Raw genomic sequence first — 18165 nt, 5'->3', positions numbered from 1 at the left:
CGGCCCGGCCCGCGGTGCCGAGGCAGGTGCCGGAGCGGGCGCCGGGTCGACGCGCCCGTACGCCGCCGACGGCGGCGACGAGGCCGCGGCGCAGCGCCTGTTCGCCGCGTGGTGCGAGGGCCGGACGGGCTTCCCGCTCGTCGACGCCGGCATGCGCCAGCTGCACGCCGAGGGCTGGATGCACAACCGGGTCCGCATGGTCACGGCGAGCTTCCTGGTCAAGGACCTGCACGTGTGGTGGGGCCACGGGGCGCGCGTCTTCCTCGACCACCTGCGCGACGGCGACATGGCCTCCAACAGCCAGGGCTGGCAGTGGGTCGCGGGCACGGGCACCGACGCCGCGCCGTACTTCCGCGTCTTCAACCCGGTCAGCCAGGGCCGGCGCTTCGACCCCGACGGCGACTACGTGCGCCGGTACGTCCCCGAGCTGGCGCACGTCGCCGGCGCGGCGGTCCACGAGCCGTGGTCGGCTCCCGGCGGGTACGACGGCGGCTACCCCGAGCGCGTCGTCGACCACGCGGCCGAGCGGCTCGAGGCGCTGCGCCGCTACGAGTCGGCCCGGGCCTGAGGGCGGCCCGGGCGGCCCGGCCTCAGCGCTTCGGCCAGGACCAGGCCGGGCCCTCGAGCGCGAGCTGGCCGGCGACCGTCGTGGCGCCGCCCGACCGCTCGAGCTCGAGCAGGCGCGCCTCGCCGCGCAGGCACCGCACCAGCTCGCCCGAGTGGGTCACGAGGACCACCTGCGACCGCTGCGCGGCGTCGACGACGAGCGCCGCGAGCGCGGGCATGAGGCTCGGGTGCAGGCTGGCCTCCGGCTCGTTGAGCACGAGGAGACCCGGCGGCCGCGGCGAGAGCAGCGCCGCCGCGAGCAGCAGGTAGCGCAGCGTGCCGTCGGAGAGCTCGCGCGCGCCGAGCGGCCGGAGCAGGCCCGGCTGGTGGAGCGCGAGCCGGCAGACGCCGTCGTGCTCCTCGACGAGCTCGAGCCGCGCGCCGTCGAACGCGTCGGCGACCGTCGCCTCGAGCACGGGGGCGACGCCGACGCGCTGGATCGTCAGCAGCGCCGCGGCGAGGTCCTCACCGCCCGGGGCGAGGACCGGGGTGTAGGTCGCGATGCCCGGACGGCGGGCGCCCGCGTCGTCGTCGGTCCGGAAGTGGTCGTAGAAGCGCCACCCCGTGGCCTGCTGGCGCACCGCGTAGAGCTCGGGCGTCTCCGACGGGTCCGCGAGCGCGGACATGAGCGACTCGTGGGCCCCCAGCCGCCAGTCGGCGGTGCGCCAGGCGCCGTCGTCGTTGCGCGTGCGGACACGGGGTCCGAGGCGGTCGGCGACGAGCGTCCCGGGCCGCAGCAGGGGACCCGTCCACACGGCCTCGACCTTGATCTCGGGGTCGAGGGCGAACGGGTTGACGCCCGGCTGCGGGAGCCCGAGGTCGATGGCGTAGGACAGCTCGTCGCTCGCGAACCCGAGGCGCATCGAGATGCGGCCACCGTCCCGCTGGCCGGCGTGCAGGGCGGACCGCATGCCGCCCTCCTGGGCGAGCGTCGAGATGGCCCCCTCGCGCGCGAGGTCGGCCAGGAGGCGCAGCGCGCGGTAGAAGCTCGTCTTGCCGCTGCCGTTGGCGCCCGTCACGACCGTGAGCCGGTCGAGCCCGGTCACCACGCGCTGCAGCGACCGGTAGTTCTCGATCGCGACGGTCCGGATCATGGCGGCACGCTAGCCGCAGGCCCGGACACGCGGGTCAGGCCTCCGGCACCCGGGCGTCGTCGTCGAGCGGCTGCGCGTCCGCGTGCGCGATGTGCCGCAGCGCGCGCCAGATGAGCACGACGAACACCGCCGAGCCGACGAACGCGAACCAGAACGGCGCCGTGACGCCCCATCGCTGCGCGAGCAGCCCGCCGATCCCCGAGCCGATGACGAGCCCGCCGAAGACGCCGACGAGGTTGACGCTGCCCACCCGGCCCTGGAGCGCGGTGGGCACCGCGCGCTGACGGACCGTGATCGACGTCGTACCCCAGATGAACGCGTGCGCGCCGAAGACGAGGAAGATCGGCATGGCGACCGCCGCGCTCGTCGTGAGCGCGAGCGCGAGGTGGGTCAGCGTCTCGATGATCAGGCCGATCCGCATGAGGTCGCCCAGGCTGACGTGCCGCGTGATCCACCCGTAGCACGCGGTGCCGATCAGGCCGCCGACCGCCATCACGGTGGTCAGGAGCCCGAAGCCGACCTCTGCGAGGCCCAGCCGCTGCGTCGCGTAGAGCACGAGCACCGACCAGGCCGCGCCGAAGGTGATGTTGAACGTGAAGATCGTCAGCACCAGCGTGCGCACGGCGGCGTGGCCGCGGACCCAGCGGAACCCCTCGGCGATGTCGTGCCGGAGGTGCGTCGTCGCTGCCTCGCGTCGGTGCGGGGGCAGCGCGATGCGCGAGATGAGCACCGCGCCCAGCGCGACGAGCACGGCCTGCGCGCCGAACGGCCACACCGCGCCGGCCGCGAACAGCGCCGCCCCGATCGGCGGACCGGCGAGCTGGTTGACCGTGATGAAGCCCGTCTGGAGCCGGGCGTTGCCGACGGCGAGGTCGTCGCGCGCGACGAGCATCGGCAGCAGCGTCTGCGAGCTGTTGTCGGCGAAGACCTCCGCCGTGCCGAGGAGGAACAGCGCGCCGAGGACGAGCGCGATGGAGACGACGTCGGTCAGCAGTGCGAGCGTGAGCAGCACGAGGACCCCGGCCCGCACCAGGTCGACGACGACGACGATGCGGCGGCGGTCGAGCCGGTCCGAGAGCGCGCCGGCCCACAGGCCGAAGAGCAGGGGCGGCAGCCACTGGAGGGTTGCCGCAGCCGCGACGAGGAGAGGATCGTGGGTCAGCGACGCGACCAGCAGCGGGCCGGCCGCGATCGCGATGCCGTCGCCGAGGTTGCTCAGCCACGACGACGCCAGGAGCCACCGGAACCCGGGGCCGAGGCGCGAGGGCGCGACGGTCTCGACGAGGCGGCTCACAAGAGGTCGAGCGTACTCGCGGGCGGTGCTGCGCCGGCCCCCTTTTCGGCGGGACGACGGCGCTGTGGCCGGGACCTTCGACCCCCGGACCTTCGACCCGAGAGACGGCCTTGCGGGTCGGCCAGAGTAGTGACCAGAGGGCGGCAGTCGCCCCCGAGGACCACCGGACGCGAACACCGGGGCCTCGAATCCTGGAGAGGTCGAACACGATGTCCACCACCGTCAGCACCAAGCCCGTCCGTCTCGTCGGACTCGTCGCGATCATCGCCGGGGTGGCGCTGATCGTCGCCGGCGCCGCGACCTGGTTCATGGTCCGCGGCCAGCTCATCGACGAGAACATCACCGTCGCCGAGGACGCCGCGATGTTCGGCGGCGAGCGCGTCGACGGCCCGCTGGACGCGTACTTCCAGGCCGACATCATCAACCACCACGCGCTGGACGCCTCGGGCGGCAAGACCTACGCCGAGCTCGACAAGGAGGACCCGGTCCGGGCGACGATGATGAACGCGTCGTTCCTCCGCAGCTCGCTCTTCACCTCGGTGATCGCCTTCGGCGTCGCGGCCTTCGCGGCCGGCATGGGTCTCCTGTTCCTCCTCGTCGGCTGGGCCCTGCGCCTCGTCGCCCCGGTCGGCACGGTCATCACGGGCGCCAAGGACGCGGCCTCGCTGCAGAACGCCTGACCACCGCACGCACGGACCCCGCACCGCACGGTGCGGGGTCTTCGTGCGTCTGGTCCGGACGCCGCCGGGCTCAGAGGTCGTCGAACTCCGTGACGCGCGTCCGCCAGTACTCCGCGCCGTCGCGTGTGCGGGTCACGAGCCCGGACTCGACGAGCTCGCGGCGCAGGCCCACCGGGTCGCGCGCGATCTCGGCCAGGCGGTCGGTCAGCTGTCGCTCGGGCGTCGGCTCGTCCAGCTCGAGCACGCGCGTGGCGATCCACCGCACGACGAGGTCGCGGTCGGCCCGGCGACGCGGGAGCCCCTCGAGCCGGCCCTTGACGAGAAAGCGCTCCGGGGAGTCGGTCCGTGCGTCCACCGGACCAGCGTAGGAAGCGCGGCCGCGTCCCGCCCGGTGCGGCGGAGCCGGCCGGACTCGCCTCTAGGGTGCGTGCCATGCCCCTCCGCTCCCCGGACCCCCGCACGACGGCCCGCGACCGGGCGGCCGCCCTCGGCGCCGGCGACACGGTGCCGTGGCGTGCGCTCGAGGTCGCCGCCTTCGCCGACGAGCCGAAGGTCCTGCGCGTCCTGGACCGGAAGGGGGAGCGTCGACGTCGCGCCGCCCAGTCGCCCGGGGCACGCGCGTGGTGGATGGTGCGGTCGGTCGCCTTCGCCCTGATCCTCCTGGTGGTGATGTTCGCCCCCGTGTGGGGCATGACGCGTCTGCTCTCCGGCGGGCGCTCGTCGATCAGCGACGAGTTCGACCCGCACGACACGATCCCCGACGCCGGCGCGCTCTTCGTGCTCGGTCTTCTCGTCCTGGTCCTCTACGTCTGGGGCTGGGTGCGCGGCGGCCGCCCGCGCGACCCGTTCCTTCTCCTGCAGAGCCAGGTCGCGGCGATCACCGGCGCGATCTCCGCCGTGCTGATCTCGGGCCAGGGGAGCCGGGACGCGGTGCCCGACTGGGAGCTGTGGATCCTCCCCGTCCTCGCGACCGCGGTGCTCGGCATCATGGCGTGGGTGCTGTACGCCGTCACGAGGCGCAGCGCCGCAGCGCGTCGGGACGGCGAGACGACGCCCGCGGAACGGGGGCGCAGCACCGCTGTCGAGCCGCTGCGTCCCGTGCGGCTGGCCGTCGAGAAGCTGCCGGCTCACCGCCGCGAGGCCATCCGCGCCGACCTGCACGCGGCGATCGACGACCTCCTGCGCCGCGGCGTGATCGACGACGACGTCGCCCGTGTCGCGACGGACGCCGACCTCGGCAAGCTCGCGCTGCGCATGTCGCAGCCCGTCCACCGCACGACGTCCGACCCGGCCCGCGACTGACGCGCGCCGAACGGCCGAGGGCGTCACAGACCAGGCCCTCGGCACCTCCTCATCGGTGCGGGCACGTGCCCGCACCGAGCACCGAGGAGATGCCATGCGTGCAGACATCGAGCCGTCGCGGTCGCAGTTCCGCCGGCTGGTCGCAGCGAACCCCAACCACTTCGGGACCCTCGGCGCCGCGAGCGGTGCGGACACCCTGCCCGTCGAGGAGCAGAAGCAGGGCGACACGTTCTACGAGGAGATCGGCTGCGTCTCGTACAGCCCCGAGCGCGACCGTCTCGAGGCGACCGTCGTCATCAAGCGGTCCGCGGGCTACAGCGGCGGCCCCTGTACCGACGGCTCGACGGAGTGGGTGCGGTTCTTCGTGGACTTCGGCGCCGGCTGGGTCGACGCCGGCGCGGCTGCCGTGCGCGCGTCCGACCTGCCCGCGGGCCGCGACTGCACCGGTGAGCCCGACCACCCGGTCGTGCACGCGGTCGGCGTCGTGCTGACGCCGCTGCGCCGGTTCTGCCTGACACCCCTGCTGCCCCGCGTGCGGGCGATCCTCTCCTGGGAGCAGGAGCCGACGCCCGGCGACCCGGGCTTCGTGCCCGTCTGGGGCGAGGTGCAGGAGGACACCATCCAGATCCGGCCGCGCCGGTTCTTCTTCCCGCACGACCTCCTCGACGTCCTCGCGCCGAAGCTCGAGATCGACCCCTCGGTGCTCGACGACCTGGTCGAGGCCGAGGGGCTGCCGATCCCCGTCCCCGAGCCCGACCCCGTCGGCCCGGTGGCGCTGAACCCGCAGCCGCTGCCCCCGCGGGTGTCCGTCGCGACGCCCCGCTCGGCGCGCGTGCTCGCGCGCGCCTACGCCCCCGAGAAGCTCAAGGTCCTCGCCGAGCGGGCCACGGACCGCACGGTCGCCGAGCTCGCGCTCGACCCGGTGCCCCCGCACCGCTTCGCCGCGACCGAGGCCGCCCTCGCGACGTCGGGCGCGATGTCGCCGTCGGCCCTCGCGCAGGCGTCGTTCACCTACAAGGAGCTCGACATCGACTGGGGCGACCTCCTGGGGCAGCTCGGGGAGGGCAAGGGGAACACGACGTACGAGGAGCTCGAGTGCGTCGGGCTCGACCCCTCCGCGGCTCAGCTCGTCGCGACCTATCGCGTCAAGCGGCCGACCGGCTTCTCGGGGCCGCCGTGCAGCGCGGGCTCGACGGAGTACGTCGCCTTCTGGGCCGACCTCGGCGACGACTGCCGCTACACCTACCTGGGCACGGTCGAGGTGGCGGCGCACGACTACATCACGATGCCGGCGTCGGGCCTGTCCTACGCCGCGCTGCTGCCGATCGAGCTCGACCGGTACCGCCGGCTGTGCACGGAGCCCGGGGTGCACCGCGTGCGCGCCGTGCTCTCGTGGGGGTCCCCGCCGTCGACGACGGACCCCGACGCGGTGCCCCACTGGGGCAACCGGCTCGACACCCACGTGCACGTCCCGCCGGGCCGCACGTACGACGGCGTCGCGCGCATGACGATCGTCGGTGGCGTCGCCACGCAGGAGATCCACGCCGGGACGGGCGTCACGCTGCCGGTCGCGCACCTCGCGTACACCGGCGCCGTGCTCGACCCGCGCGGCTGCCCCTTCGCCGGGCGCGTCACGGTGCACGGGCCGACGGACCCGGCCCTGGCCGCGAGCACGTACCGGCTCATGGTCCGGGACGTCACCACTGCTGGGATGCCGTCGCCGGTCACCACGCCGTTCTTCGTCGTGGACAGCGGCGGCTTCGGCTCGTGGGTCACGCCGGGTGCGGGCGGCTGGACGACGTGGCCGGTGTGGAGCGCCAACACCCTCGGCACGCTCGGCTACGTCGACACGAGCGGCGACGACCTGTGGGAGATCACCCTCGAGGTCGGCGGTCCGGGAGCGGTGGACAGCCAGCGCATCCAGCTGGACAACACCCTCAACGCGGCGTCGGTCGACCCGGCCAACGCGGCGCACCTCGAGTTCGACCCGGCCCAGATCGCGCAGCAGGGCTGCGGCAAGTTCACGCAGGGCATGGTCATCGAGGGCACGTTCGACGCCCGGGACACGTGGTTCGGGAGCTGGTCCTTCAGCCTGCTGCCGACGGCGCTCCCGGTCGGGGCGCTGACGACGTCGGTCCCGCTCAGCACCTCCGAGGCGCCGGTCGGCTCGACCTGGCAGCTCGACACGAGCGCGCTCACGCCGTGCGGCTACGTCCTGCGGCTCGGCGTCTCGGACCGCGCGGTCGTGAACTCCTCCTGGACGGGGCGCAGCGTCGCCGTCGACGTCGGGTTCTGCATCGAGTGATGACGCCGTGGCCGTGACCGGCCGCGTGTGACCAGGAGGGCGACGTGCCCCCGCGGACGCACACCGCGGGGGCACGTCGGCGCGCCCGGTGCGACGTCGGATCTCGGCCTTCCACGACGACGTCGACGGCGGTGTCGCCGGCGGCCCTCACGTCCCTCGCCGGGCTCGGAGGACGTGGCGCGCGGGGGCCGAGGTCACGGTCGGGTCTCGTGATGATCACGACACGATCTGGTGTCTATACAACTTACTAACTGGTCGGTAAGTTGCCTGCCGCACCCTCATCGTCGAGAGCGCCCCCGGGGTTCGCGGCCGCACCGCGTCCCGCAATCGAAGGAGAAGCAATGAGGCTACGGTCCTCCCTCGTCACCCTGAGCGTCGCGACGGCGCTCGTGCTCACCGCCTGCTCAACGGGCCAAGGCGGCACCACGGGCGGCGACCCCACTGCCGAAGCGGGCGTCGCCCTGACCATCGCCAAGCCGGACGGCGCGATCACCACCGAGTCGCACAACCCGTACCTCGGCGACTCGTCCGCGTCGAAGTACGGCTACGCCAAGGTGATCTTCGAGCCGCTCGCGCTCGTGAACCCCACGGGAGACCTCGGCACCACCCCGTGGCTCGCCGAGTCGGTGGAGTGGAACGACGACTACACCGAGCTCACCGTCGTCCCGCGCAGCGGCGTCACGTGGAGCGACGGCACCGAGTTCACCGGTGACGACATCGTCTTCACCTTCGACCAGTACCTCAACGGCACCCTCACCGACACCTCGGGCCTGAACTACGAGGGCGCGACGGTCGACGGGGACGCCATCACCCTGAAGTTCGCCGACTCGAAGTACACCGCGCAGTCGCGGGTGCTGCACACGCCGATCGTGCCCAAGCACATCTGGGAGAACATCGCCGACCCGAACACCGACCCGCTGACCGAGGACGGCCTGGCCGTCGGCACGGGCCCGTACGTGCTCAGCTCCTGGTCGACCGAGTCCGTCACCCTCACCGCGAACCCCGACTACTGGGGCGGCGAGCTGGCGGTTCCCGAGCTGCACTACATCTCCTACGGCGACAACGCCGCTCTCACCACCGCGCTCGTCTCGGGCGAGGCCGACTGGGCGCAGGCGTTCATCCCGCAGATCGAGGACAGCTACCTGTCCGCGGACGAGGACAACCACTTCCTGGCCTCCCCCACCGCGGGCGCGGCCACGCTGTTCATGAACCTGCAGACCAAGCCGTTCAACGACGTGGCGCTGCGCGAGGCGCTCGCCTGGACCATCGACCGTCAGGCCTACGTCGACATCGCCCGCGAGGGGGCGAGCGAGCCCGTCTGGAACGTCACGGGCCTCGGCAGCGTGCTGGAGGACGAGGTCATCCCCGAGTTCCAGGGCCAGGAGTACTCGGTCGACGTCGACAAGGCCCGGCAGATCCTCACCGACGCCGGCTACACCTGGGAGGGTGACGCCCTGGTCGACCCCGACGGCGAGCGGGTCTCGTTCTCGATCTCCGTGCCCGCCGGGTGGAGCGACTGGAACACCGAGCAGGCGCTGATCGCCGAGGAGCTCAACGAGGCGCTGGGCATCGAGGTCGTCGTCGACCAGCCGGACTGGGGCGGCTGGGACGCGGCCCGTCAGGAGGGCACCTTCCAGGCGATCATCCACTGGCTGGAGGACACCGGGAACGCGTACGGCATGTACACCTCCACGATGGACCCGAAGTGGATCGTCGACGGCCGGGCGCAGTTCAACTTCGGCCGCTTCGAGGACCCCGCTGTCACGGAGGCGCTCAACACCTACGCCACCGCCTCGTCCGACGAGGAGCGCGAGGAGGCCTCGGCCGTGCTGCAGACGGCGTTCGCCGAGCACGTGCCCGCCATCCCGCTCGGCGCCCACCCGCTGCTGGGTGAGTACAACACCCGCAACTACGTCGGGTGGCCGACGGAGGAGGACCAGTACGCCTCCGCCGACCCGACGCAGCCGGGGATCGTCCAGGTCCTGGTGAACCTGGAGCCGGCCGAGTAGTCCAGTCCACGACGGGGCGGGTGCCGCGTGCACCCGCCCCGTCGTCGCCGACGACCCCCACGAAAGCGAGCCCGCAAAGATGCGCGATGCGTTGCTGACCGTCCGCGACTTCTCCGTCGTGTACGACGTCGACCCTCCCGTCGAGGCGGTGAAGAACGTCACCCTCGACCTGCGCCGCGGCGAGATCCTCGGGCTCGCCGGCGAGAGCGGCTGCGGCAAGACCACGCTCGCGTACGGCCTGCAGCGGCTGCTCAAGGCGCCCGCCGTCATCACGAGCGGGTCTGTGGTGTTCCACGACAGCTCGGGTGAGGACATCGAGGTCGACCGCCTCGACGCCGAGCAGATGCGCCGGTTCCGCTGGGACAAGATCTCGATGGTCTTCCAGGGCGCGATGAACGCCCTCAACCCGGTGGCCACCATCGGGTCCCAGCTGGAGGACGTCTTCGAGGTCCACCGCCCGGGGATGTCGCGCGCGCAGCGCCGGGAGGCGGTCGCCGAGCTGCTCGAGATCGTCAAGGTGGGCCCGCAGCGCCGGCGCTCGTTCCCGCACGAGCTCTCGGGCGGCATGCGTCAGCGCGTGATGATCGCCATGGCGCTCGCTCTGCGCCCCCAGCTCATGGTGATGGACGAGCCCACGACCGCGCTCGACGTCCTGGTGCAGCGCGAGATCCTGCGGCAGATCTCCCAGCTGCGCCGCGAGTTCGGCTTCACGGTCGTCTTCATCACGCACGACCTGCCGCTGCTGCTGGAGATCAGCGACCGCATCGCGATCATGCGCGAGGGCGAGATCGTCGAGCTCGACACCGCCGAGCAGATCTGGACGAACCCGCGGGACGAGTACACGAGGACCCTGCTGTCGTCCTTCCCCCGCCTCACCGGAGAGAGAGGAGTGGTCGCGCGATGACCGTCCTGGAGTTCGACCGCGTCACCAAGATCTACTCGGTGCGCGGCGCAGGCCAGATCAAGGCGCTCGACGACGTGAGCTTCAGCCTGACGTCGGGTCGGACGATCGGGCTCGTCGGCCAGTCCGGGAGCGGCAAGTCGACGATCGCGAAGATCCTCACGCAGCTCGAGACGCCGACGAGCGGGGAGGTGCGCCTCGACGGGGAGCCGATCCCGCGCCGGGGTGCCGGGCTGCGGGCCTACCGCCAGAAGCTGCGCATGGTCTTCCAGGACCCCTTCGCGTCGCTCAACCCGTACCACTCCATCCGCTACCACCTCGAGCGACCGCTGCGCCTCCACGGCGTGGTGCCCAAGGCCGAGATGGACGACGAGGTCCGGCGGCTGCTGGAGCGGGTGCGCCTCCAGCCCGACGCGGTGGTCGACCGCCGTCCCCACGAGCTGTCGGGCGGCCAGCGTCAGCGCGTCGCCATCGCGCGGGCGCTGGCCTCCCGGCCCAGCCTCCTCGTGGCCGACGAGCCGGTCTCCATGCTCGACGTCTCCATCCGCCTCGGCGTGCTGAACCTGCTCGCCGACCTGGGCCGCGAGGAGGGCCTCGGCGTGCTCTACATCACCCACGACCTGGCGACCGCCCGGCACTTCAGCGACGAGATCCTCGTGCTCAACCAGGGGCGCGTCGTCGAGAGCGGCCCTGCGGACGACGTCATCCTGCGTCCGCAGGACCCCTACACCCGTGCTCTTCGAGCGGCGTCCCCGGATCCCGAGGCGCACTTCGCCTCGTTGTCCGGCTCGGACGGAGGTGCCCTGTGACCGCGGTCCAGCCCCGGCCCCCCGTGGAGGACGCCATCGAGGTCGGCACCACGGCGACCACGGTCGTCAAGGGCCACTCGCGCGTCCCGTGGCGGTTCCTCGCCGGACGCGCCACGTTCTACCTGTTCACCCTGTGGGCCGCGATCACGATCAACTTCTTCCTCCCTCGGATGATGAAGGGCGACGCGGTCGACCAGTACCTGTCCCGCAACCGCAACGTCAGCCCCGAGGCGGCGGACGCGCTGCGGTCGCTGCTCGGCCTCGACACCGACAAGTCGCTGCTGCAGCAGTACGTCGAGTACTGGGGTCTGCTGCTGCGGGGAGACCTCGGCGTCTCGCTGCTCCACGGCCTGCGCCCGGTCACCGAGGTGATCGGCCAGGCGCTCCCGTGGACGGTCGGCCTCGTCGGCTTCGCCACCATCGTGTCGTTCGCGATCGGCACGATCGGCGGCGCGATCGTCGGCTGGCGCCGCGGCAGCCGGCTCGACGGGCTCATCCCGCTCACCACGTTCCTCGGCACGATCCCCTACTTCTGGCTGGGGCTCCTGGCGATCGCCCTGTTCTCGGTGAACCTCGGCTGGTTCCCCATCGGCAAGGCCTACGGCGTCGGGATGACGCCGGAGTGGTCGGGCGAGTTCATCGGCCAGGTGATCCACCACGGAGCGCTGCCGGCGGCGACGATCGTCCTCGCCTCGCTCGGCGGCTGGATGCTGGGCATGCGGAACATGATGCTCACGGTCCTCGACGAGGACTACGTCACGGTCGCGCAGGCCAAGGGCATGCCGACCTCGCGGGTCCTGTGGCGCTACGCCGCACGCAACGCGGTGCTCCCGCAGATCCAGAGCTTCGCGCTGTCGATCGGGTTCATCGTGGGCGGCACGATCGTCATGGAGATGGTCTTCAGTTACCCCGGCGTGGGGAAGCTCCTCCTGGACGCGACCAACGCGAAGGACTACGCCCTGATGCAGGGGGTGTTCCTCGTGATCACGCTGTCGGTGCTCGTCGCCAACATTCTGGCCGACGTCGCCTACGCGTTCCTCGACCCGCGCACCCGCCAGACGGAGGGCTGAACCATGACCACCGACCTCCGCCCGGAGCAGGCCCCGGAGGTGCGCTCGGAGCGCACCTCGGGTCGCGAGACGTCCCTCCGTGGCCGCCTCGGCTCGGCCTTCGCGATGTTCCGCAACCGCAAGTCGATCACCGGGCTGACGATCCTCGGGTTCTTCGTCCTCGTCGCGATCCTCGCCGACGTCCTCGCGCCCTACTCGCCCACCAAGGTGGACAACACCGCGCGCTTCCAGCCGCCGTCGGCGGAGCACTGGCTCGGCACGACCCACCTCGGCGAGGACGTGCTCAGCCAGGTCATCTACGGCACGCGCGGGATCATCGTCGTCGGCTTCCTCGCCGCGATACTGGCGACGGTCATCGCGATCGTCGTCGGGGTCGTCGCGGGCTACGTGCGCGGCTGGCGCAGCGAGAGCCTGTCGGCCCTCACGAACGTCTTCCTTGTCATCCCCGGGCTGCCGCTCATCATCATCGTGGCCTCGATGTTCGACGACCCGCCGCTCGTGGTGATCGCCGCGGTGCTCGGGCTGACGGGCTGGGCGTGGGGAGCGCGGGTGCTGCGCGCCCAGACGATGTCGCTGCGCAACCGCGACTTCGTCCAGGCCGCCCGCGCGAACGGCGAGCCGCTGCGCCGCATCATCGGCAACGAGATGCTGCCGAACCTCATGGCGCTCATCGCGGCGAGCTTCGTCGGCACGGTCACCGCCGCGATCATCGGCCTCACGACGCTGTCCTACATCGGCGTGATCCCGGTGAACACCTACAACTGGGGGACGATCCTCAACTGGGCCAGCGCGCAGGGGGCGTTCCGCCAGAACCAGTGGTGGTGGTTCATGCCACCGGGCCTGTGCATCGCGGCCATCGGCGTCGCGCTGTCGCTCATCAACTTCGGCATCGACGAGTACGTCAACCCACGCCTGCGGTCCGCCGGCGAGCGCGCCCGCGCGATGAAGAAGCAGGGACTCGACGTCAACGACCCCGTGACCGTCGTCCGGACGACGACGTCGCACCAGGAGAACGCGTGACCGCCACCGACCTCGACACCGCCCCCTACCTCGACCCCGCGCGGTCGATCGCCGAGCGCATCGGCGACCTGATCTCACGCATGAGCGTGGAGCAGAAGGTCGGTCAGATGATGCAGCTCGACGCACGCGAGGACCTCGAGGAGCAGGTGCTGGACCGCCACGTCGGCTCCGTCCTGCACGCGTCCCCGCGGCGCCTCGCCCGCGCGCACGAGCTCGTCGCCGGCACGCCGCTGCGCATCCCCCTGCTCGTCGCGGAGGACTGCATCCACGGCCACTCGTTCTTCGAGGGCGCGACCGTCTTCCCGACCCAGCTCGGCATGGCTGCCACCTGGGACGACGGACTGGTGGAGCGGGTGGCGCGGGTGACGGCCGTCGAGGCCACCGCGACCGGCATCCACTGGACGTTCTCCCCGGTGCTCTGCATCGCCCGTGACCTGCGGTGGGGGCGTATCGACGAGACCTTCGGCGAGGACCCGTTCCTCATCGGCGAGCTCGGCTCCGCGATGGTCCGGGGCTACCAGGGCCGCGGGCTCGACGACCGGACCGCGGTGCTCGCCTCCGCGAAGCACTTCGCCGGGTACTCCGAGACGCAGGGCGGCCGGGACGCGAGCGAGGCGGACCTGTCGCGCCGCAAGCTGCGCTCGTGGTTCCTGCCCCCGTTCGAGCGCGTCGCCAGGGAGGGGTGCCGCACCTTCATGCTCGGCTACCAGACCACCGACGGCGTGCCGATCACGGTGAACGAGTGGCTGCTCTCCGAGGTGCTGCGCGGCGAGTGGGGGTACGACGGCACCCTCGTCACCGACTGGGACAACGTCGGCCGCATGGTCTGGGAGCAGAACGTCCAGCCCGACTACGCACATGCCGCCGCCGCCGCCGTGAAGGCCGGGAACGACGTCATCATGGTCACCCCCCGGTTCTTCGAGGGTGCCCTGGAGGCCGTGGACCGCGGCCTGCTGACCGAGTCGGACCTGGACCGCGCCGTCGCACGCATCCTCAGGCTGAAGTTCGAGCTGGGTCTGTTCGAGGACCCGCGCGCGCCCGACGCCGACCGCATCGCCGTCGTCGTCGGTGCGCCCGAGCACGCCGCACTGAACCTCGAGGTCGCCCGTCGGTCGCTCGTGCTGCTGCGCAACGACGGCCTGCTGCCCCTCACCGACGGGGCGACGGCGCCGACCGGCCGTGCGGTCGGTGACGGCACACCTCGGCGCGTGGCGGTCCTGGGGCCGCTCGCCGACGACGCCCAGGCGCAGCTCGGCGACTGGGCGGGCAGCTCGGGCCAGGTCGACTGGATGCCGGACGGCCACCCCCGCGCGATGATCCGCACCGTGCTCGACGGGCTGCGCGCGACGGTCCCGGCGGACTGGTCGGTCGACCACGCCAGGGGTGCCGAGATCCTCACGCTCGAGCCCGACCCCGAGGGCGACCGGTTCCCCGACGGCCAGCCGCGGTGGCCGGTCGTCGTCCCCGCGCCGGTGGACGAGGACCAGCTCGCCGCCGCGGTCGAGGCCGCCGCCGCGTCGGACGTCGCCGTCGTCGTCGTCGGCGACCGGATCGAGCTCATCGGTGAGGCGCGCTCGACCGCGACGTTGGAGCTCATCGGCGGGCAGATCGCTCTGCTCGACGCCGTCGTGGCCACGGGCACGCCCACCGTCGTGGTGCTGCTGGCGTCGAAGCCCCTGGTCCTGCCACCGTCCGTCGACCGCGCGGCCGCCCTGGTCTGGGCAGCGAACCCCGGCATGCAGGGTGGACAGGCGCTGGGCGAGCTGCTCCTCGGCATCGTCGAGCCGGCGGGCCGCCTGCCGATCTCGTTCGCCCGGCACGTGGGTCAGCAGCCGACGTACTACAACCAGATCCGCGGTCAGCACGGCAACCGGTACGCCGACCTGACGCAGACGCCGGCGTTCCCCTTCGGTCACGGCCTGAGCTACACCGAGGTGGTCTACGAGGACCTGCGGCTGGACGCCGACGCGTACTCGATCCACGAGACCGTGCGCGCACGGGTCACCGTGCGCAACGTCGGCGAGCGCCCGGCGCACGAGGTGGTGCAGCTCTACGTGCGCGACGTCGTCTCGTCCGTGAGCTGGGCGGACCGGGAGCTCAAGGCGTACCGGCGGGTCGTGGTGCCGCCCGGCTCGGCCGAGACGGTCGAGCTCACGCTCCCCGTCGAGGCGTGCTCCGTCGTGGACGCGGCGGGGAATCGGGTCGTCGAACCCGGGGTGTTCGAGGTGCTCGTCGGCCCGTCGTCGCAACCGGAGGCCCTTCTGGCCGCGCGCTTCGAGGCACGGCCGTAGGGCGGTCGGGCAACAGCAGCGCGCTGGCCAGGACGGCGACGGGGGTCGGCTGCCACAGCGAGGCGCGACAACTCATGGGGTCGGCGACGGGGACGCGGCCGTCCGAGCGAGTGCCGCCACGCCGTCGTAGTCCGCCAGCGGTGGCCCGCCGGCGGTCGCGTACTCGAGCAGCAGCACGCCGGCCGGGGTGACCTCGTGGGCGACGAGTCGGAGCCCGACGGCCGAACCGGGGTGGTCCAGCAGGCGCCGACCACCGCCGACGACGGTCGGGGCGACGGCGAGCCGCAGCACGTCCACGAGCCCGGCGGCCAGCAGCGAGGCCGCGAGCCGCCCGCTGCCGTGGACCTGCAGCTCACGACCCGGCTGGGCCTTGAGGGCGGCGACGGCCCGGAGAGGATCCCCGGTCAGCACCGTCGTGGGGCTCCAGTCCCCGGAGGTCAGGGTGGTGCTGGCCACGTACTTCGGCAGGCTGTTCATCCGCGCGGTGAACGGGTCGTCCGGGTCGGTGATCGCGGGCCAGTCCCGGGCGAACGCCTGGTAGGTGCGGCGCCCCAGCAGGAGACCGTCGGCGAGGTCGAGCCAGTCCGAGGCTCGAGCGACGAAGGCGTCGTCCATGTGCGGGACGAGCCATCCGCCGCGGGTGAAGCCCCCGGTGGCGTCCTCCGCCGCCGATCCCGGGCCCTGGTTGACGCCGTCGAGGGTGACGAACTGGGTGACGACCAGCTTCATCAGGCGCCCCGGCTCTCGGTGAGCCTGGCGAGGGCCTCGGTGACCGAGCCCCAGCCGTCGAAGAAGCCGAGCTCCTCATGGCGCGCGCGGGAGGCTGGGTCGCCGTGGCGGACGGTGACCAGGTACTCGGTCCCGTCGGGGTGGTCACGGAGGCGCACGTCCGCGGTCATCGACACCGGGGCCGGCGCGGCGGGCCGCCACGCGCTGTCGATGGCGTTGGTGAAGACGAGGCGGCTCCCCTCCTCGACGACGATGAAGGCGGCGTCGGTGTGCGGCACGTAGGCCTCGCCGTCCTCGCTCATCCGGGTGACGAACCCGCCGCCGGGTCGGGGGTCGAGCACGTCCACCCGGGTACGCGTCGGCGCGGGCGTCCACCACTGCTCGAGCAGGGCGGGGTCGGTCCACGCGTCCCACACGGAGACGCGGGGTGCGCGGATGACGCGCTCGATGGTGAGGTCGAGCTCGGGGTTCACGGTCGGGGCTCCTGAGCGTTGGTGACGAAGGCCTCGAGTCGGTCGGTGCGGCCCCGCCAGAGGTCCCGCTCGGCGGCGAGCCAGTCGCTGACGGCCTCGAGCTCCTCGGGTCGCAGGGTGCACGTGCGCGCGCGGCCGGACTTGGCGGTGCTGATCAGGCCGCTCGCCTCCAGCACGCGGACGTGCCTCATGAAGGACGGCAGCGTGATCGGAAAGGGCTCCGCGAGCTCCCTGACGGTGGCGGGCCCCCGTCCGAGTCGGTGGATCACGGCGCGACGGGTCGGGTCGGCGAGCGCCGCGAAGACGTCGTCGAGCACCGCACTGCCTGCCATGTGGCCGAGCATGGCGGAGGTCGATACTTAGCGCAAGGGCTAAGTATCGACCCCGAGGCAGGCGGCGGGTCGCCGCCTCCTCACCGGCCGGGCCCTCGCAGGTGCCGGTCGAAGAACCGCGCGCCGTCGTCCAGCTCGAACCACGGCGTACCGAGGTGCCCGCCGCGGTTCGCGTGCAACGTCTTCTGCGTGCTGCCGAAGGCGTCGAAGAGGTCCAGGGCCCGTTGGCGAGGATTGCCTTCGTCGTCCCGCTGCAGGAGGAGCAGCAGCGGGATCGTCACCTCTCGCGCCTCTGCGCGCTGAGCGCGGGGCACGTACCCCCCGGCGAAGAGGCCGGCAGCCGCGATGTGCGAGTCGGTCACGGCGAGCCGGACGCCGAGGGCGGCCCACCCCGAGTACCCGACAGGACCGTTGACCTCGGGGAGCGAGAGCAGGGCGTCCAGGGCGGTGCGCCAGTCGGGCGCCGCCCGGTCCACCATGGGACCGACCATCGACTCGAAGATGTCGTCGACCGGCTCGCCGGCCTGCATCGCGCGGCGGAGGTCCGCGCGGGCCTGCTCGTCGGCGGCGGACCGCGGTCGGTCGCCGCACCCCGCGGCGTCGATGGAGGCCACCACGTAGCCGTACCTCGCCGCGTGGTACCTGGCCCTCGCCACCAACCGGGCATCCGTCCTCGGGAGGCCGTTGTTGTGGGCCATGAGGATCAGGGGAGCGGGCGCAGAGCCGCGCGTCCACAGGGTGCCGGGGATCTCCCCGAGGTCGAAGTCCCGCTGGAGGACCCCGTCGTCGAGGAGCTGTTCGGACGTGACATGCATGGTCGTGCCTCTCGAGAGCGCTCGTGGGCGGCGCTCCCGGACGACATACCGTCCGACCGTGTCCCGGAGGGGGAGCGCCCATGTCGATGGTGCGTGCACGGGTACCACCTCCTCGTTCTCTCGCACGGACTCCGTCACGCTAACGCTCGCCGCCGCCGACCACCAGGCCCTGACCAGGGGCGCGCCGCTCACCGCGCGGGCGTGATCGCAGCGATCAGCGGACGCATCAGACCCGCTGCCTCCGCGACCTCCGGCTCGTCCGCGGGGGTGCTGAACATGAGCGCGTAGAGGTGCGGTCGGCGAGGGCGACACCGACGAGCGTCGACACCGCGCGCTCGAGCCGGGACGCCGGGGTGGGGCCCGGCGTCGCGCGGAGCTGCCCCACCTCGTGCGCTAGCGACGACCAGGCGTCGATCGCCAGCCGCGCGAGCAGCG

General features: G+C 72.5%; 17 protein-coding genes. 10 read left to right on the top strand and 7 right to left on the bottom strand.

Translation table 11 applies throughout. The annotated features are described in order from the left end of the window. Nucleotides 1-568, top strand: a 568-nt coding sequence (locus tag ICW40_RS08825) for an FAD-binding domain-containing protein (RefSeq protein WP_221653459.1), incomplete at its 5' end; no start/stop codon positions are given. A gap of 22 nt (nt 569-590) precedes the next feature. Here the strand turns inward: ICW40_RS08825 and ICW40_RS08820 are convergent. Beyond that, nucleotides 591-1700, bottom strand: coding sequence for an AAA family ATPase (locus tag ICW40_RS08820; RefSeq protein WP_221653458.1), 1110 nt, complete (start codon nt 1698-1700; stop codon nt 591-593). Nucleotides 1701-1734: 34 nt separating this feature from the next. Continuing rightward, the gene (locus ICW40_RS08815; RefSeq protein WP_221653457.1) at nt 1735-2994 is read right to left on the bottom strand and encodes an MFS transporter; all 1260 of its coding nucleotides are present in this window, start codon (nt 2992-2994) and stop codon (nt 1735-1737) included. Between the two features lie 209 nt (nt 2995-3203). On the opposite strand from ICW40_RS08815, the gene ICW40_RS08810 reads away from it, so the two are divergent. Continuing rightward, complete coding sequence (locus tag ICW40_RS08810; protein ID WP_221653456.1) at nt 3204-3674, top strand: aromatic ring-opening dioxygenase LigA; 471 nt, start codon at nt 3204-3206, stop codon at nt 3672-3674. 70 nt (nt 3675-3744) lie between these two features. Here the strand turns inward: ICW40_RS08810 and ICW40_RS08805 are convergent, their stop codons facing one another. After that, nucleotides 3745-4029 carry a DUF2087 domain-containing protein gene (locus ICW40_RS08805; RefSeq protein WP_221653455.1) on the bottom strand — a complete coding sequence of 95 codons (285 nt, stop codon included), beginning with the start codon at nt 4027-4029 and terminating at the stop codon, nt 3745-3747. Between the two features lie 77 nt (nt 4030-4106). On the opposite strand from ICW40_RS08805, the gene ICW40_RS08800 reads away from it, so the two are divergent. The 8 genes from ICW40_RS08800 to ICW40_RS08765 all read left to right on the top strand — a co-directional run bounded on the left by ICW40_RS08800 (nt 4107) and on the right by ICW40_RS08765 (nt 15381). After that, nucleotides 4107-4976 carry a hypothetical protein gene (locus ICW40_RS08800; protein WP_221653454.1) on the top strand — a complete coding sequence of 290 codons (870 nt, stop codon included), beginning with the start codon at nt 4107-4109 and terminating at the stop codon, nt 4974-4976. Between the two features lie 94 nt (nt 4977-5070). Further along, nucleotides 5071-7281 carry a hypothetical protein gene (locus tag ICW40_RS08795; protein ID WP_221653453.1) on the top strand — a complete coding sequence of 737 codons (2211 nt, stop codon included), beginning with the start codon at nt 5071-5073 and terminating at the stop codon, nt 7279-7281. Nucleotides 7282-7622: 341 nt separating this feature from the next. After that, nucleotides 7623-9290: an ABC transporter substrate-binding protein gene (locus ICW40_RS08790; RefSeq protein ID WP_221653452.1), complete on the top strand. Its 1668-nt coding sequence runs from the start codon at nt 7623-7625 to the stop codon at nt 9288-9290. A gap of 79 nt (nt 9291-9369) precedes the next feature. Next, nucleotides 9370-10194, top strand: a complete 825-nt coding sequence (locus ICW40_RS08785; protein WP_221653451.1) for an ABC transporter ATP-binding protein — start codon at nt 9370-9372, stop codon at nt 10192-10194. After that, nucleotides 10191-11000 (top strand): ABC transporter ATP-binding protein, encoded by an 810-nt coding sequence (locus ICW40_RS08780; RefSeq protein WP_221653450.1) that lies wholly within the window; start codon nt 10191-10193, stop codon nt 10998-11000. The genes ICW40_RS08785 and ICW40_RS08780 overlap by 4 nt, the downstream gene beginning before the upstream one ends. After that, entirely contained in the window at nt 10997-12070 is a 1074-nt protein-coding gene (locus tag ICW40_RS08775) for an ABC transporter permease (RefSeq protein ID WP_221653449.1), read from the top strand. The genes ICW40_RS08780 and ICW40_RS08775 overlap by 4 nt, the downstream gene beginning before the upstream one ends. Before the next feature lie 105 nt (nt 12071-12175). Beyond that, on the top strand, nt 12176-13090 hold the full coding sequence (locus ICW40_RS08770) for an ABC transporter permease (protein ID WP_260458979.1): 915 nt from the start codon (nt 12176-12178) through the stop codon (nt 13088-13090). Beyond that, nucleotides 13087-15381: an exo-beta-d-1,3/1,6-glucosidase gene (locus ICW40_RS08765; protein WP_308121713.1), complete on the top strand. Its 2295-nt coding sequence runs from the start codon at nt 13087-13089 to the stop codon at nt 15379-15381. The genes ICW40_RS08770 and ICW40_RS08765 overlap by 4 nt, the downstream gene beginning before the upstream one ends. A gap of 72 nt (nt 15382-15453) precedes the next feature. Here the strand turns inward: ICW40_RS08765 and ICW40_RS08760 are convergent, their stop codons facing one another. The 4 genes from ICW40_RS08760 to ICW40_RS08745 all read right to left on the bottom strand — a co-directional run bounded on the left by ICW40_RS08760 (nt 15454) and on the right by ICW40_RS08745 (nt 17730). Beyond that, a complete protein-coding gene (locus ICW40_RS08760; protein ID WP_221653448.1) occupies nt 15454-16110 on the bottom strand; it encodes a dihydrofolate reductase family protein in 657 nt (218 codons plus the stop codon). Next, nucleotides 16110-16583: an SRPBCC domain-containing protein gene (locus ICW40_RS08755; RefSeq protein ID WP_221653447.1), complete on the bottom strand. Its 474-nt coding sequence runs from the start codon at nt 16581-16583 to the stop codon at nt 16110-16112. Before ICW40_RS08755 ends, ICW40_RS08760 begins: the two co-directional genes overlap by 1 nt. Then, nucleotides 16580-16915, bottom strand: a complete 336-nt coding sequence (locus tag ICW40_RS08750) for an ArsR/SmtB family transcription factor (protein ID WP_260458973.1) — start codon at nt 16913-16915, stop codon at nt 16580-16582. The genes ICW40_RS08755 and ICW40_RS08750 overlap by 4 nt, the downstream gene beginning before the upstream one ends. Before the next feature lie 80 nt (nt 16916-16995). Then, nucleotides 16996-17730, bottom strand: coding sequence for a dienelactone hydrolase family protein (locus tag ICW40_RS08745; protein ID WP_221653445.1), 735 nt, complete (start codon nt 17728-17730; stop codon nt 16996-16998). Between the last annotated feature and the right edge of the window lie 435 nt (nt 17731-18165).

The sequence above is a fragment of the Actinotalea ferrariae genome, from assembly GCF_019733465.1.
GTDB lineage: Bacteria > Actinomycetota > Actinomycetes > Actinomycetales > Cellulomonadaceae > Actinotalea > Actinotalea ferrariae_A.
The sequence above is the reverse complement of the archived record's forward strand: the minus strand, read 5'-3'. Positions and strand labels throughout refer to the sequence as shown.

What these genes read in the sequence shown, in the direction of transcription:
- ICW40_RS08820 (WP_221653458.1), bottom strand. Translation starts at nt 1,700, where the DNA reads ATGATCCGGACCGTCGCGATCGAGAACTACCGGTCGCTGCAGCGCGTG.
- ICW40_RS08810 (WP_221653456.1), top strand. Translation starts at nt 3,204, where the DNA reads ATGTCCACCACCGTCAGCACCAAGCCCGTCCGTCTCGTCGGACTCGTC.
- ICW40_RS08800 (WP_221653454.1), top strand. Translation starts at nt 4,107, where the DNA reads ATGCCCCTCCGCTCCCCGGACCCCCGCACGACGGCCCGCGACCGGGCG.
- ICW40_RS08795 (WP_221653453.1), top strand. Translation starts at nt 5,071, where the DNA reads ATGCGTGCAGACATCGAGCCGTCGCGGTCGCAGTTCCGCCGGCTGGTC.
- ICW40_RS08790 (WP_221653452.1), top strand. Translation starts at nt 7,623, where the DNA reads ATGAGGCTACGGTCCTCCCTCGTCACCCTGAGCGTCGCGACGGCGCTC.
- ICW40_RS08785 (WP_221653451.1), top strand. Translation starts at nt 9,370, where the DNA reads ATGCGCGATGCGTTGCTGACCGTCCGCGACTTCTCCGTCGTGTACGAC.
- ICW40_RS08780 (WP_221653450.1), top strand. Translation starts at nt 10,191, where the DNA reads ATGACCGTCCTGGAGTTCGACCGCGTCACCAAGATCTACTCGGTGCGC.
- ICW40_RS08770 (WP_260458979.1), top strand. Translation starts at nt 12,176, where the DNA reads ATGTTCCGCAACCGCAAGTCGATCACCGGGCTGACGATCCTCGGGTTC.
- ICW40_RS08760 (WP_221653448.1), bottom strand. Translation starts at nt 16,110, where the DNA reads ATGAAGCTGGTCGTCACCCAGTTCGTCACCCTCGACGGCGTCAACCAG.
- ICW40_RS08750 (WP_260458973.1), bottom strand. Translation starts at nt 16,915, where the DNA reads ATGGCAGGCAGTGCGGTGCTCGACGACGTCTTCGCGGCGCTCGCCGAC.
- ICW40_RS08745 (WP_221653445.1), bottom strand. Translation starts at nt 17,730, where the DNA reads ATGCATGTCACGTCCGAACAGCTCCTCGACGACGGGGTCCTCCAGCGG.